Source organism: Peribacillus faecalis (genome assembly GCF_014712675.1).
GTDB lineage: Bacteria > Bacillota > Bacilli > Bacillales > DSM-1321 > Bacillus_AD > Bacillus_AD faecalis.
Genome location: NZ_JACXSI010000019.1, coordinates 54379 through 68985 on the forward strand (window position 1 = coordinate 54379; position 14607 = coordinate 68985).

11 protein-coding genes are annotated in these 14607 nt (G+C 36.3%); 5 read left to right on the forward strand and 6 right to left on the reverse strand.

The genetic code is table 11. The features are described 5' to 3' along the window. Positions 1 to 12 precede the first annotated feature (12 nt). The 3 genes from IEO70_RS09110 to murJ all read right to left on the reverse strand — a co-directional run bounded on the left by IEO70_RS09110 (position 13) and on the right by murJ (position 3681). Positions 13 to 741: a WecB/TagA/CpsF family glycosyltransferase gene (locus tag IEO70_RS09110; RefSeq protein WP_190998068.1), complete on the reverse strand. Its 729-nt coding sequence runs from the start codon at positions 739 to 741 to the stop codon at positions 13 to 15. 260 nt (positions 742 to 1001) lie between these two features. Beyond that, complete coding sequence (locus IEO70_RS09115) at positions 1002 to 2153, reverse strand: glycosyltransferase (RefSeq protein ID WP_190998069.1); 1152 nt, start codon at positions 2151 to 2153, stop codon at positions 1002 to 1004. Continuing rightward, on the reverse strand, positions 2143 to 3681 hold the full coding sequence (gene murJ / locus IEO70_RS09120) for a murein biosynthesis integral membrane protein MurJ (RefSeq protein ID WP_190998070.1): 1539 nt from the start codon (positions 3679 to 3681) through the stop codon (positions 2143 to 2145). Before murJ ends, IEO70_RS09115 begins: the two co-directional genes overlap by 11 nt. Before the next feature lie 184 nt (positions 3682 to 3865). Between murJ and IEO70_RS09125 the strand changes: the two genes are divergently transcribed. From IEO70_RS09125 to IEO70_RS09140, 4 genes are all read left to right on the forward strand, one after another. After that, the gene (locus IEO70_RS09125; protein WP_190998071.1) at positions 3866 to 5194 is read left to right on the forward strand and encodes an O-antigen ligase family protein; all 1329 of its coding nucleotides are present in this window, start codon (positions 3866 to 3868) and stop codon (positions 5192 to 5194) included. Positions 5195 to 5448: 254 nt separating this feature from the next. Continuing rightward, positions 5449 to 7548, forward strand: coding sequence for an LTA synthase family protein (locus IEO70_RS09130; RefSeq protein ID WP_190998072.1), 2100 nt, complete (start codon positions 5449 to 5451; stop codon positions 7546 to 7548). 261 nt (positions 7549 to 7809) lie between these two features. Continuing rightward, a complete protein-coding gene (locus IEO70_RS09135; RefSeq protein ID WP_190998073.1) occupies positions 7810 to 9417 on the forward strand; it encodes a hypothetical protein in 1608 nt (535 codons plus the stop codon). After that, positions 9407 to 12253 carry a DEAD/DEAH box helicase gene (locus IEO70_RS09140; protein ID WP_190998074.1) on the forward strand — a complete coding sequence of 949 codons (2847 nt, stop codon included), beginning with the start codon at positions 9407 to 9409 and terminating at the stop codon, positions 12251 to 12253. The genes IEO70_RS09135 and IEO70_RS09140 overlap by 11 nt, the downstream gene beginning before the upstream one ends. A 357-nt stretch (positions 12254 to 12610) precedes the next feature. Here IEO70_RS09140 and IEO70_RS09145 read toward each other — a convergent pair whose 3' ends face one another. Both IEO70_RS09145 and ssb read right to left on the reverse strand, forming a co-directional pair. Further along, positions 12611 to 12802: a hypothetical protein gene (locus IEO70_RS09145; RefSeq protein WP_190998075.1), complete on the reverse strand. Its 192-nt coding sequence runs from the start codon at positions 12800 to 12802 to the stop codon at positions 12611 to 12613. 24 nt (positions 12803 to 12826) lie between these two features. Beyond that, positions 12827 to 13183: a single-stranded DNA-binding protein gene (ssb, locus tag IEO70_RS09150; protein WP_190998076.1), complete on the reverse strand. Its 357-nt coding sequence runs from the start codon at positions 13181 to 13183 to the stop codon at positions 12827 to 12829. A gap of 301 nt (positions 13184 to 13484) precedes the next feature. On the opposite strand from ssb, the gene IEO70_RS09155 reads away from it, so the two are divergent. Further along, positions 13485 to 13919 (forward strand): YwpF family protein, encoded by a 435-nt coding sequence (locus tag IEO70_RS09155; protein WP_190998077.1) that lies wholly within the window; start codon positions 13485 to 13487, stop codon positions 13917 to 13919. Between the two features lie 55 nt (positions 13920 to 13974). On the opposite strand, the gene IEO70_RS09160 is transcribed toward IEO70_RS09155, so the two are convergent. Continuing rightward, positions 13975 to 14385, reverse strand: a complete 411-nt coding sequence (locus tag IEO70_RS09160) for a hypothetical protein (RefSeq protein WP_190998078.1) — start codon at positions 14383 to 14385, stop codon at positions 13975 to 13977. Positions 14386 to 14607 lie beyond the last annotated feature (222 nt).

Below are 14607 nucleotides of genomic sequence, written 5' to 3' on the forward strand. Positions count from 1 at the left end.
TCCTATCACAGTTTATTTCTTAGGCAGTTTCATTACTTTAATCACAAAGTCCGGCAATGCCAACATTCTTTTCCATCTAGAGGGTTGCTTCAATAACCGATATAACCACTCAACCTTTAATTTTTGCCAAATAACTGGTGCCCTTTTAACAGTTCCAGCTAACACATCGATACTTCCCCCAACACCCATAAAGATACCTTTGGTAAACTCATCATAATGTTTCCCAATCCATTCTTCTTGTCTTGGAAAACCTAAAGCAACAAGAATAATATCCGGACGCGTATTTTTAATATCATTTACTATTTCAGGGTCATTCAGTTCAAAAAAGCCATGATGTCTTCCAGCAATTTTTAAGTTAGGGTATTTTTCAATTATATTTTTCACTGCAAGCTTATTGACTTCTTCTTGTCCGCCCAATACATATATACTCCATTTTTGGAGGTTGGCTTTCTCAAGCAAACTAATCGTTAAATCATAACCGGCAATCCGTTCCTCTAATGGATTCTTTATAATTTTAGAAGCTAAAATTATGCCAATTCCATCTGGCACAATATAATCCGCTTTATTTATAATATTGTGATATTCCTTATCTTTATAGGCATGCATAACAATTTCAGGGTTAGCAGTAACTATAAATGTTTTTTGCTCCTCTGCAATCTTTCCTGAAACAATCTCAATCATGCCATTGAAATGTTCATTAATAAAATCTACACCTAATATGTTTACTGTTGTTTTTTTCATATAAAAATTCCCTTTATTTCAAAATTAATCATTCATGATATCTTTATAACCTTATTTTACAGTCTTTATTAAAGTTTTCCCCAGAATCTATAAAATCTCTAAAAAAGAGTATTCATCACTTAATAGACTATCATAACTCAAAAAAGCAATAAATAATATTCGAACAAATACCTGTCCAATATAATTATATATTAAATACGATGCTTATCGGACAAAAAAATGACTTCAGACAATTTAACTGAAGTCATTTTACTTTTCCCCTATTTCATAAAACTAACTGCTTTTTCCCATCTAGAGTCCCACGAATTTGCTTCTCCAATTTTTTGACGTTCATTTATAGCTTCATTTGAATAATACTTGTCCTTATTTTCGGCTATATTAGTTATAGCTTGGACCATTTGTTCTTTATCCTCTACGATTTCAACTATATCTTTGAATAAAACAACCTCTTGCATTGGGGTAGCAATTACCGGCTTCCCGGATGAAAAATATTCATACATTTTAATTGGATTGACACTCTTAGTCAGCTTATTGATTTTGAAAGGAATTAAGCACATATCAAAGCATTGAATGTAATTCGGCAATTCGTTGTAGGATTTAGCACCTAAAAAGTATACGTTCTTCAATTTTTTTAATCCTTCAATATCAGTATCTACTGGCCCTATCATTACGAATGAGTAGTCGGGAAGTTCTTTTGCTGCCTCTTCGATTAATTTTAAATTGATCCAATCACTGATTCCTCCAACAAACCCAACGATAGGATGGTGGATGTTTAGTATATCAGTAGGAATTGGCAGTTTTTCTGTTTGAACTCTTGAAAAATGTTCAAATTCCGCACCGTTTGGTATAAGATGGAACTCCGAACTCCAAGACTTTCTATCTTCTAGTAACTGACTAGCTGTAGCAAAACAAACATCTGCTTTCTCCATTAATTCTCTTTCCATAGACTCCATGGTTTCTTTATTAATAAATCCGGTAAATGAAGCATGATCATCCACACAATCATAGTAGATATTTTTGAAATTAATATCATCCAGTAAATCAACTGCACTAGGCAGGAATGAATAAAGTTCTAACTCTCCATTGAATGAGCGAAGTGCTTTTCTTAGACTACGCGCAATTAATTTCTGATTTATCTTATTGATGAATCTGTATTTGTTACCAAAAGGCAAAATTGGAGGCGGACTTATCACATATAAATTTTCCGCCATTTTCCTAACACCTTGTTTCCATCTACCCCAACTTTTTAAAAGAGCTCTATTTTTTAAAGGTGCTATCAGCGTGACCGGCGGCTCCATATATATGACTTTCCTTCCACTCTTTGCTGCACGCTTCATAAAATGATGAGGTCGATGCTGTACGCCTTCCCAATCACCTGCTGATATCGCAACCATAATTTTGTTATTCGACATTATTTTTTCTCCTTTTAAGCATCTTTAATAACAAGTTCATTTCCTCTACTTTTAACAGAGCAGATACAAGTGCAAAAAAACAAAAAGTAATTATAGTACTAATTACAAGTTGTAAAATTAGATGCAACTCACTATACAAATGACTTATTTCGTTAGTTACAAAATACACTGCTGCCCAAATTAAAAGCAGTTTCAGAAAAGCTTTTAAAAATGATTTAATATCCGACATATGAATTTCAATTCTTTTAGGCAAGAAAATAAATAAGAAGACTGTCTGCATAAACATGGCAATTGATGTCGCCAGGGCAATTCCGCCAACTTCTAAGAATCTTGAGAGTATCACGCTGAAAATAATATTAATTACAATAGCAGCTACACTCCCAATCATAGTGATCCGTGTATCTTGTATAGCAACATAAAACCGGTTTAAAAATTCCTTTAGCGCAACAAAAACCATACCAAGGGTATAGAAGAAAAATGCATTTGTCGTCATAATGGAAGCTTCTTCCCCGAAAGCTCCTCTTTTATAAGCAAAATCAACTAACTCTTGGCTTTCAATTAGCATAACCGTCATTATAGGAATACTAATAAAAAAGATAAGATTTAGCCCTTTGAAAATAATTTTGATTAATTCTTTTCCTTTTTCAATTGCAGCATCTATAACTGTAGGATATAGAACAGTAATTAACGGCAAAAGAATGATACTTACAGGTAAATACATTAATTTATTTGAGTAGTTCAACGCAGAAACGCTTCCAGCTGAAAGTTGGGAAGCAACCATTTTATCTACAACAGCATTTATCTGATAAGCTACTGATGCAATGATGATTGGTGAAAATAATATCAATGTATCTTTAATGACAGTTTTATATTTTTTAAAATGAATATTTATATTCATCACTTTGTATTTCTTAACAAACGGATATTGCAATAAATACTGACTAACTGCGCCAAGTAGTGTCGCAATAGCAATTCCATATATACCATACGTATCTGATAAGAAAATAATAGCTATGATGATAAAAAGACTTTGCGGTATCGCTACTAGTGCGGGAGGTACAAACCTTTTTTCATACTCAAGTATTCCTGTCATGATAGCTGCCATAACATAAAAACAAAAGCTCGGTAACATGATCCGGGTTAAAGTGTTCGTTAATTCTAATTGTTCCTGGTTAAAACCTGGAGCCATAACTAACGTAATGTATGGTGTCAAAAAGTAAAAAATCACAGTAACAACAATTGACCCAAACAGAAAAATTGTTCCCAGTACACTAATAATATTTCCAGCTTCTTTTTGACCTTGGTTTAATTTGGCATTGGCGTATATTGGCGCCATACCAGTTGTAATAGCCATCCCTACTGCCGTAAACATTAATACTGGAATAATTTGCGCAACAAAAAACGCATCCGTTACATCTGAAGCCCCAAAATAAGCTGCCATTAATAGTTCTCTTCCGAATCCCAGTATCTTGCTGACAATTGCTATTAATGTTATAATCCCAACAGATTTTATAAAATTATTTTTCATCGTATGTCTCCAATATTTTTTCTAGTCACACCCAATTATAAGGAAACAACAAATATAATACAACTTCCTCAATATTCCCTGATATTATTGTCTAAAAACTCTATTCTTATTTACTTAAAAACCTAACTATAGTATTCTATTATAATAACAAAATTCACTTAAAGTCTAATGAGAGAGGTATCTAATGATGTATGCAAAACTTAGGCATAATGATTTGTTTGAAAAACTCTTTCTGCTTTTCATCATAATTCAGCCTATACTAGATCTTATTACCGGATTAACTTTAAAACTTACAGATAGTCAATTTTCATTAAGTTTAATTATCCGCACCTTATTTCTAATGATTTTTGGCTTGTACTTAATATTTTTCAAAAATTACCCTTATCACAAAAAACAATTATTATATTTTCTTATTTTGGCTATTTATTTGTGCATTAATCTTTGTATTAACTATTTTATGAAACCACAGTTTTACTTAGCCAGTGAAATTAAATTTATCCTTAAGGCAATATACTTTGTGGTTACGTTATCTATATACGCTGTTGTATTTAAAACCACACATTTAAATTGGAAAGAAAAATCGCTGCAGTATATCTATTTTGCAATGACAATCTATAGTTCAATTATACTGATTGCTGGAATTACCGGAACATCTTTTCCAAGTTATGAATGGGAAAAAGTAGGTCACGTAGGGTGGTTTTATTCAGGAAATGAAATTGGTGCAGTTCTATCAATCGGTTTCCCAGTTGTTCTTCTTACTGCTATTAAAAAATCAAGACTCTATTGGTTACCTGTATTGATTATGATATATGCTTTATTTGCTATTGGGACAAAAGTTGGTTATGGAACTATTTTATTAGTTATGATTATAGCTTTGGCGTTTACCCTTTTAGATCTTATAGTTAATCGGGGGCGCGCAAAAAAACAACTAAAGACTTTAGGTATCTTAACAATCATTCTTATCGGAACATTTGTCTATACACCTTTTTCACCTATAGCTCAAAATATGGGAATTCATTTATCAATATTAAATGAACAAAACGAAATTGCATCTGAAGCAGAACAAGATCTTGCAATAAATCAAAACAGTATTGAATCTGATCAAGTTCAAGATTTAATGTTAAGCGGACGCGATACTTATTTAGACATGCATAAATCATTCTTTGCTGAAGCGCCACTTTCACAAAAACTTTTTGGAATGGGATATGGCGGCAACTATAGCAGTGAGCCGAAAATGATTGAAATGGATTTTCACGACTTATTTTATTCTTTCGGGATAATAGGAATGATAATCTTAACTGCTCCCATCATATACTGCATAATTAAGATTTTATATAATGGAATTAAGAAGTTTAAACAGTGCTACACATATGAGAATATCTTGCTAGCAAGCAGCTGCGCATTAGGATTTGGTATAGCATTTTTAGCTGGTCACATTCTCACTGCACCAGGTGTTAGCTTTTATTTAGCTGTAATAGTTGCTTATCTTACTGTCAATGTTGAGCAGACCTAATATAAGTCCATCAAAAAGCCAACATTCAAACGAGTATTTAATTTAAAACTCGTTTGAGTGTTGGCTTTTTTACATGAACAAGACCTTAGGAAGTCCTGTTCTTCTGTATTTTCGTCCCTTTCGAAAGATAGTCAATCAGTTATCCAGTGATTTTTCCTTATCAGGAAAGGACGGCACGCTTTCATTTAAAAACTCAATCTGGTATACTTTTATCAACTATTTTGAGGAAAATTTGAGGAAAGTGTGATTGCAACATGAATAAATACTCTAATATATTTACCCAAATTATCATCCCTCTGTTAACAGCATTATTATCATTTTCGATTATAGAAATCATTTATCGTGGCGGGATGACTTCGTTTTTATCATGGATTAAATACTACCCCGCAAATAGTATTTACTTCCTTTTATTTTTATTTTTATTGTTCGCATCATACATGGCGTTAAATTACAAAGGCTACTTTATCGCATCTGTAATAACCTCTGTCCTCTTTTCTATATTGGCTTTTTCAAGTCATTTAAAAGAGGTTCTAAGAGGAGACCCCTTATTGCCTTCAGATTTAACATTAGTAAGTGAAGCAACCGACATAATTACTTATTTTGCAGATTTATCATTATTGAAAATCCTTGTAATTCTTTTGATTATTATCTTCGTGATAGCTCTGTTCATTTTTACAGTTATAAAAATTAAAAATGTTAAACGTAAAAAGCAAGATTGGGTATCCCCCCTTATTTTTCTAGTACTGCTCATAGGGTTTGTCTATCAGGATATGTACATGGATAAAGGGGGCATGAAAAACTTATTTAACATTGAGATCCCCACATACAATCAAAGTAGTAATTATAGTACGAATGGTGTTGTTTTAAGTTTTATTAGAAATTTAAATAACGGTGTTGAGAAGCCGGAAAATTATTCTCATAAAAAAGTAACAGAGATTATCAACGATACAGAAACCAAACTAGACAGTGATAATTCAACTGCAAACAAACCAAATATAATCATTATACAAAGTGAAGCATTTTGGGACCCTACTGTAATGGAATCAGTTAATTATAACCAAGATCCTATCCCGAATTTCCATTCACTTGCATCTCAATTTACTTCTGGTACAGTTACTGTTCCCGTATACGGTGGAAATACGTCAAATACTGAATTTGAGATTTTAACTAGTTTAAGCACACAGTTTCTTCCAACAGGTATTGTGCCATATTTAAATTACGCAAATAGTCCCCTTCCAGCTTTACCGAATATATTAGGTAATCAGGGATATACAAGTACAGCAATACACACATATCATAATTGGTTCTACAATCGATCCAGTGTCTACGAAAACTTAGGCTTTGATAATTTTTTAAGCTTAGAATTTTTTCCAAATCCAATTGAAGATGCCATGTATTACCGTGATAATGAGATTACGGATGAAATCTTAAAATTAGTCGAGGAAAATGAAGAACCTAATTTTATTTTTGCTGTAACAATGCAAGCGCACGGACCATATAAAACAGATGCAAAAAAATACTATGCTTCTATTGAAGCTGAATTGGATGACAAAGATAAATCATTCTCACCAAATGCTGAAAATATCCTTGAATTCTATGCAGATACACTTGTAGAGGTTGATAAAGAATTAGGTAGACTAATTAGTTCCTTAGAGGAATTAGAAGAGGATACCATTGTAGTATTTTATGGTGATCATCTACCTTTATTAGGTGAAGATTACCAAGTGTACAACGAAGCTGGATACTTTAAAAATGAACAAGACTATTCAGACTATCAAAAAATCTATAAGACCCCTATACTTATCTGGGATAATTTTAATACAACTCGTGAGGAATTAAATATTAACAGCACCTTTGTCGGTCCTTACACTTTAGAATTAGCAGGATTAAAAGGTTATTATTTAACTGATTACTTAAATGAGTTGAATAGCCAAAATAAGAACTATTTCCCAAGGTTAGATTACTCCAATCATTCAACTTTAGATGAGACCGATATTGATAATTACAAAATATTACAGTACGATATATTATTCGGTCGTAAATATGGTTTGAAGGACAACGAAGTTGATTATGAACCAAGCGTCACTTATAGACTAGGCTATGCCGATGCAGACATACAAAATGTTAAATTAACAACTTATAACGATATGAAAGCATATCGTATTACAGGTGAATATTTCACAACAAGTTATCAAGTATATATTAACGATGAAGCTGTTGGTTCTACTTTCGTTAGTCCTGAGGAAATATATGCATACATCCCTAATGATATCGACCCGGAAACAATCGTAATGAAAATATTTGATAGTAAAAATACCCTTTTATCTGTCAGCAACAAATATAAACTGAAGTAAAGTGAAAATTTGTTTAGCAGATTTTACTTCACAAAAAGCATGAGTTCTAACTAAAATAGGCTCATGCTTTTTTAATTGCATTCATTAAGGAAACCTGTTTGATACAACTGAATTCTTAATATTGCGCTCTTAGTGAAAAAAAGGTTTCTATGGCGTATAATAAATTAATATGTTCAACTTTTGGTGAACATACTGTTACTACTTTATAAATTAATGAAGATTAAATTTAAAATATACATGTTACTTTATGGAGGTGAAAAAATGTCCAATGAATTACTGTTTTTCGCTACGGAGCTGCAACAGCTTGTGAATCCGCAGTTGCCGGAAGACATGGTTGCCGTTCAGCGCGGGTTGTTATTATACCGCCAGGAAATGGTCTATCGGAAATCAGAAGGAGAAGAATTGATTTCTGCCACCGTTCAGGATGTGACACCTTGCCAAGTGTCCCTAGATTTGTCCTTTCCGACAAACAGTCGCTGCTCGTGCAATCAAGCAGGCGTATGCCGGCATCAAATGGCTGTTTTTTTCTCCTCTTATTCACAAATCCAGTCAGTAAGCGATTGGGTCCATGCTTGGAAAAATGAAGCACCCGGCAAATCATACGGTAAAATCCAACTGCCTCTGCAGCGTGCAAAAGAAATTTTTCTTGAGGAAAAACCGATGGAAAGAAGTTACTCTTCCTGGAAGGAAACGATGGAGAATAACTATCAAAAACAAATCGTTTATTTCTTGAGTCAACCGGCCTACACACTTTCCGTGAAGTGGGATGCTTACTTGCAGAGACTTAAGGCAAAAATGCCGTTAGAACCGGAATGGAAGCTTCTGTACTTATTTCTCTTATATTTTCATACTTATACTTTTACATTGCGTGCGCTAAAACATGAGACAGTAAGCGGTTCTGCCAGAATGTTTCTGGAAGAGGAAGCAGACGAGCTGCTTGATGAGCTGAACTATTTACTGGACTTGTTTAACCGTTCCGCACGCCCTTTTGCTTTCGATGAGTTCTTTAACGGCCTGCAAAAAGATATGGATATTTTATTGGAGGATTATGGCGAACTGACGGTTCCCGCCATTAACATATACCGTTCCATTTGGACAGATATTTTAAAAGAACGCTCTTGGCGACAAACCGCATTGGTTCGAATGACAGAAACGCTCGAAACGGTAGAGGTGAAGCCAGACGTTTGCCAGACGGTTCTGATTGCTGTTATTCATCTTAACTTACTGACGGGCAAAGACAGGGAAGTGCCGGCACTACTCGAAAGACTCCGTCCAGAGGATTTTCCGTTCATATCTTTCTGGATCAGTCATCTTGATGAGCAAAAATCTGTTGTGTTCCTCGAATATGCAATCGAACATATCCAAAGCTATCTCAGCTATTTAAAGCACTATTACCGCATCAATCAGTTTATTTCACATCTCAGCCCTTACATCCGAAACTATTGTTCTAAAACAAAGCAGCCTGACCTATTTGAGAAATATTGTGAGAAATGCATGCCTCATTCATTGATGTTTTACAGTCGTGCTTTACTTGAAAATGGGAAGTATAAAAAGTGGGTAGAACTATATATATACAACAACGTAGATTATAAGTTCATTTCAAATGAAGAACTGAAATTAATTCAAGCCCATGAACCGAAGTTGCTTCTTCCATTGCTGACTAGTATCGTCTCCGAAAATATCGAAGCGAAAAATCGGCAAAGCTACCGGGAAGCCGTCCGTTATTTGAAAAAGATCCGGACCGTCTATAAAAAAGAAAAAAACTTGGAGCAATGGGAAAGGTATATACACTTAATACAGACAACTCATAAAAGACTGCGTGCCTTTCAAGAAGAGTTGAAAAGAGGGAAATTGATTCATGTTGACTAAATTGACTGTGCATACACAACACTTGCAGGATGGAGAGTTTTTTATAACTGCATACGGAAAGAACGGAGATACTTTACCTCCATCACGCTACTCGAAGCAGCTATTCGCCTGGGATGAAGCAAGCTTTTTCGGAAGCTTTCTGCGACAAGGTACGGTGAATGGAGAAGACGGCATCCGACTGAACGGCTTCGAGCTATTGTCTCTGTTTTCACAGGACCATTTCCTTTCTTTCATTGATTGGCACTGGGATGAAACATCTTTTCTTTGCTTGACGATCGCTCCTTCTTTAAAGGATTCCATCGAAAAAGGGATTCCGGTTCCGAAGTTCTCGCAAATCGGGAATCAAGCTATATCATGGACTTTGCCAGATTCGGTTCTGGAAGAATTCGATGTTGGCTTTTGGGAGCAGGTTTATATTCAAAATGACCAAGAATTCACAGCCCGCTCTTTCACTGAGGAAATTTACAATGGCGCTGTTAGAGAAAACTTGCGCAATCAGCCGGCCACGAAGGAACGTTGGGATGCCGCACTGCAAGCTTTACAGCAGACGCAATTATCTGCAGATGTGCTACAATCCTATTTCACCGAAGAACGGTGGAATAAATGGTTGCACCCGCATACAGATATCCCTTTCTCAACCGGTTTGCGATTGATAGAGCCAGAAGACGGCGAAGGCCCTTGGTCTCTTGAGGTAATAGTGCGTTCTAAGAAAAACCCGGACCAAATCAAAGTATACGGCAAGCATAAGCTACTGAAAGCTTGGACAGAATTCGAACAGTTGATTAAAGAGGATATCTCCGGCTGGCTTGAACTCGTACCGATGCTGAATGAAAATGGCACGATCAAGGAAGAGTTGACAGAGCAAGAAGCATGGGAATTTCTAACCGATGCAAGTGAAAAACTGTTATTTGTCGGTGCATCAATTTTGCTGCCGTCATGGTGGACAGAGCTGAGACAGTCCGGTGTAAAGTTGAAAGCACGCATTCAGTCATCTTCTTCTAACGGCCCTTCTTTTGTCGGCATGCAGGCGTTAATGGATTTCGATTGGCGCATTTCAATGAACGGTGCTGATTTGTCCGAAGAGGATTTTCAGAAGCTTGTTTCTGAAAAGCGTCATTTAATTTATATTAATGGACAGTGGATCAAGCTCGACACCGATTTGATTCGCCATATACAAAAAATCATGAAGACGGCAGAAAAGAGCGGCATTTCAATACGCGACGTGCTTCAACAAGAGCTTGCAGCACCTGAAGAAATTGATGCGGAAGAAGACGGGCAGGAATTTATGAAAATACAGTTCGAGTTGAATAAGGAAATGAAAAGAATGTTCTCTTCTTTGCGCGAATTGAAAAGCATTCCAATGGTCCAAACTCCTGTCAGACTTCATGGTGATTTGCGCCCGTATCAGTTGCAAGGGTTAAGCTGGCTGTTATTCCTGCGCCAATACGGTTTCGGAGCCTGCCTTGCAGATGATATGGGTCTGGGCAAAACAGTGCAAATTATTTCATATTTGCTATCAATACGGGCTAACCCTGCAAGCCTGCAAACTGACCCGATTGAGCTTAAAACAACGGATGCATCGCTTATTATCGCTCCGACTTCTGTACTCGGAAACTGGCAGAAAGAGCTGGAACGATTCGCTCCTTCCTTAAAAGTCGGTCTCTACTATGGCGCACAACGTCCTAAAGGTGAAGATTTCATTGCATTCAGCAAGCAGCACGATGTTATTTTGACCACATATGGCATGACTCACATCGATTTCGAAGATTTAAAATCAGTTTATTGGAACAGCGTCATTATTGATGAGGCTCAAAATATTAAAAATGCCGGCACAAAGCAGTCTCGCTCTGTCCGCAAGCTCAAAGGCGCTCATCATGTAGCACTGACCGGAACGCCGATGGAGAATCGCTTAAGCGAGCTCTGGGCGATTTTCGACTTTATCAATAAAGGCTATCTCGGTTCATTGAAATCATTTTCTGATACATTCGTTGCTGCTATCGAGCGGGAAGGCAGTACAGACAAAGTGAAAGAACTGCAAAATATTATCCAGCCGTTCTTGCTTCGCCGTACGAAGAAGGACAGTGAGGTAGCGTTAAACTTGCCGGATAAAATTGAGCAAAAAGAGTTCGTGCCACTTACATCCGAACAGGCATCTCTATACGAACAGCTTATAAAAGATACGTTTGATAAGATTGACCAGTTAAGCACCTTTGAAAGGAAGGGCATGATTTTGCAGATGATCGGCCGTCTGAAGCAGCTTTGTAATCATCCTGCCTTATACTTAAAAGAGGAACTCATCCATAACGCACACGTCCGTTCAGGGAAGCTCGATAAATTGCTGGAACTTGTCCATGCCGTTAAAGAACAGCAGGAAAGCTGTTTAATTTTCACGCAGTACATCGGCATGGGGCAAATGATTCAATCATTACTCCAGCAAGAATATGGCCATGAGGTGCCTTTCTTGACCGGAAGTCTCGGCAAGAAACAGCGGGATGTTATGATTGAGCGATTCCAAAATGGCGAATTCCCGATCTTCATTCTTTCCTTGAAGGCGGGCGGAACAGGTTTGAATTTGACAGCAGCCAATCATGTAATTCACTATGACCGTTGGTGGAACCCAGCTGTCGAAAACCAAGCAACCGACCGTGCATACCGAATCGGCCAGAACCGTTTTGTACACGTGCATAAGCTCATCTGCACAGGCACACTTGAAGAAAAAATCGATCAAATGATTGACCAAAAGCAAGCTTTAAACGATGAAATTTTGACAGGTGAGAATTGGATTACAGAACTATCTACTGATGAACTGAAAGAGCTTGTATCGTTGCAGGTATGAGATTAATGGAGAGCGGGATATTTCCCGCTCTTTTTTAGTCTCTTGAATTTTGCTGGCAGTTGCGATTCAATCAGGACTGATTGTTTGCGTTTCTGGACCGATTAATTCGTAAAAGTAGCTTGATTACTTGATAAAGCAGACTGGTTTATTTACGAAAGTGGACCGATTATATTGAAGAGCAGCTCGATTCCGCTTGGAAGAACAATAAACCAATAGAGGTTAAAGCTAATTCTTACCAACAAAAAAATAGACTGCCTGTTTGCAGTCTTAGCTTTGCGGATATGGAAATGCGCTTGTTTAATTTCAAGCGTTTTCTATAGAGGCAACTTTTGAGGGTTATAGAGGATATTAATTGGTTTATGAAATCAATGAATAGCGGCTTGTATCTTTTTCTTCGAGGGCACACACTAATTGTTCTAGTGCTGTGATTCGCTGCTGCATTTGGCGGATTTGCTCGTCATAGGAATTCAGTTTGACAAGACTGCGGGCGTTTTGCTTAATTAAATCACATACTAGCTGTTCCAAACGCGCTGTTTTTTCTTCATTCATATGTCTCCCTTCTTTCATTAAAAGCTATCTTTGAGTAGCAGGTGCTTCCACTTTTTCTGTGCGATTATTGTTGAGAAATTTCACATATTCGGCTATTACTTCCGTGACATACACCCTTTTCCCCTCAGAATTATTATAATGTCTCGTTTGGATTCTGCCGGTAATTCCGATTACATCCCCTTTACGGCAATATTGCGCTGTATTTTCGGCAGCTCTTTTCCAAATAGTACACTGTACAAAGTCGGCTCCATATTCACCGCTGCTATTTTTATATTGACGGTTCATCGCAACGATAACATTAGAGACAGCATGCCCTTCAGGCGTGTAGCGCAACTCGGGATCCTTCGTCAGTCTCCCTACTATAGTCACTTGGTTGATCATTTCTATCCTCCTTTCTGATGGAAGTATGCTTCTATATTACTAAACTTGAACATTATATAAAAATTGGAAGTATGCTATTTTCTCTCACAAAAATGCTGCAAAATAGTCAATTCAGTTAGTATTCGTTCATTTTGTATCTATTCAAAGTGTCATATATCTTGTCTATTGAATATGACAAATATTTTTTTCGACAAAACATCTTTTTCCTTTTTTATCCTTAAGAAAATCTGTTTCATCCACCATATATGATATAATGAAGAAAAGTGAATCGGTAAAACAAAAGAAAGGAGTTTTGATAAACATGAAATCATTCAGACTTGTTTCTTTGCAAATCATTGTAAGTGATGAGCAGATGGTGAACATTGAATTAACAGAGGGTTTAACGATTAACAAAGAAGATGAGCGAAATCGCTGGCTGATTGAAGCGTTTATTCATCATGACCACTATCCGCCTTTAGCAAAAGCAATAGAAGCACAAAACGCAGTCCGATTGTTAGCAACAATTACAAAGAAAGAAAATAATCCTGCTTTATTTCAAGCGCGTGTACTTACCATCAAGAAGGTTGAAGATTATTACAGTGTACTCTTTGAAGGACAAATCGTCTCCAATCATATTCAGTACACAGAGCTTCTGCTCGAGAAGCTTGTCCAAAGCGGCCTGGACGGTGAAGCGCTCATCACGGCATTCAAAGAAAAAATCCGTTCCAAACCGCGTCTCTATGCAGAAAAAAGCTAAAAAAGGTCTATCTAAAAAGTCAGCGTGTGGCTTTTTAGATAGACCTTTTGCAATATTACATTGCCTCTTTCTTATCATCCGCTTCAAGCTCTTCTTGAAGCTTCTCGATTATATAACGCGCTTCTGCACGACAAGAGTACATATATTCTTCACTGTTTGTCTGTTCTTGAAGAAGTTCAATCAAGTTCATTTGTTCTTCAGTCGGCTTCTCGTTTAATATTTTATCAATCGTTTGATTGATTTTTGCCGCAAGCTCCTTATGAAAGGCAGGATCTTCCTTCACACTTTCATCAACCTTTGCATACCAAGATGCATCGCTAGTTATATATCCCTTCCAGTTAGCAACAAATTCTACAATATCCGCTTGATTCTCCCCCCATTGGATCGACTTCATATATTGCTCAAATGCTGTTGAAATGGAACGGCTAATACTGATTTTAACACCTGGTGTAATCTTTTTATACATGCAGACCCCTCCCCTGTTACTAAAAGAACTATAAAATATATTGAATTTAATAATATACTCTTTTCTAATAATTATAAATATTATACATTAACATATATATAACTATGTGAAAAAAAGAGGCTGGGACAAAACCCTCCTCCGAACTAAAAAAGCCGGTGAAGTTTTACGACAAGTAAAATTTCACCGGCTTTGAACTTTTAAATAATAAAATAAGGACAACTT

Excerpts from the sequence above, each read along its gene's own strand:
- IEO70_RS09160 (WP_190998078.1), bottom strand. The coding sequence starts at position 14,385 with ATGTATAAAAAGATTACACCAGGTGTTAAAATCAGTATTAGCCGTTCC.
- murJ (WP_190998070.1), bottom strand. The coding sequence starts at position 3,681 with ATGAAAAATAATTTTATAAAATCTGTTGGGATTATAACATTAATAGCA.
- IEO70_RS09155 (WP_190998077.1), top strand. The coding sequence starts at position 13,485 with ATGAAATCATTCAGACTTGTTTCTTTGCAAATCATTGTAAGTGATGAG.
- IEO70_RS09125 (WP_190998071.1), top strand. The coding sequence starts at position 3,866 with ATGATGTATGCAAAACTTAGGCATAATGATTTGTTTGAAAAACTCTTT.
- IEO70_RS09145 (WP_190998075.1), bottom strand. The coding sequence starts at position 12,802 with ATGAATGAAGAAAAAACAGCGCGTTTGGAACAGCTAGTATGTGATTTA.
- IEO70_RS09135 (WP_190998073.1), top strand. The coding sequence starts at position 7,810 with ATGTCCAATGAATTACTGTTTTTCGCTACGGAGCTGCAACAGCTTGTG.
- IEO70_RS09115 (WP_190998069.1), bottom strand. The coding sequence starts at position 2,153 with ATGTCGAATAACAAAATTATGGTTGCGATATCAGCAGGTGATTGGGAA.
- ssb (WP_190998076.1), bottom strand. The coding sequence starts at position 13,183 with ATGATCAACCAAGTGACTATAGTAGGGAGACTGACGAAGGATCCCGAG.
- IEO70_RS09140 (WP_190998074.1), top strand. The coding sequence starts at position 9,407 with ATGTTGACTAAATTGACTGTGCATACACAACACTTGCAGGATGGAGAG.
- IEO70_RS09130 (WP_190998072.1), top strand. The coding sequence starts at position 5,449 with ATGAATAAATACTCTAATATATTTACCCAAATTATCATCCCTCTGTTA.
- IEO70_RS09110 (WP_190998068.1), bottom strand. The coding sequence starts at position 741 with ATGAAAAAAACAACAGTAAACATATTAGGTGTAGATTTTATTAATGAA.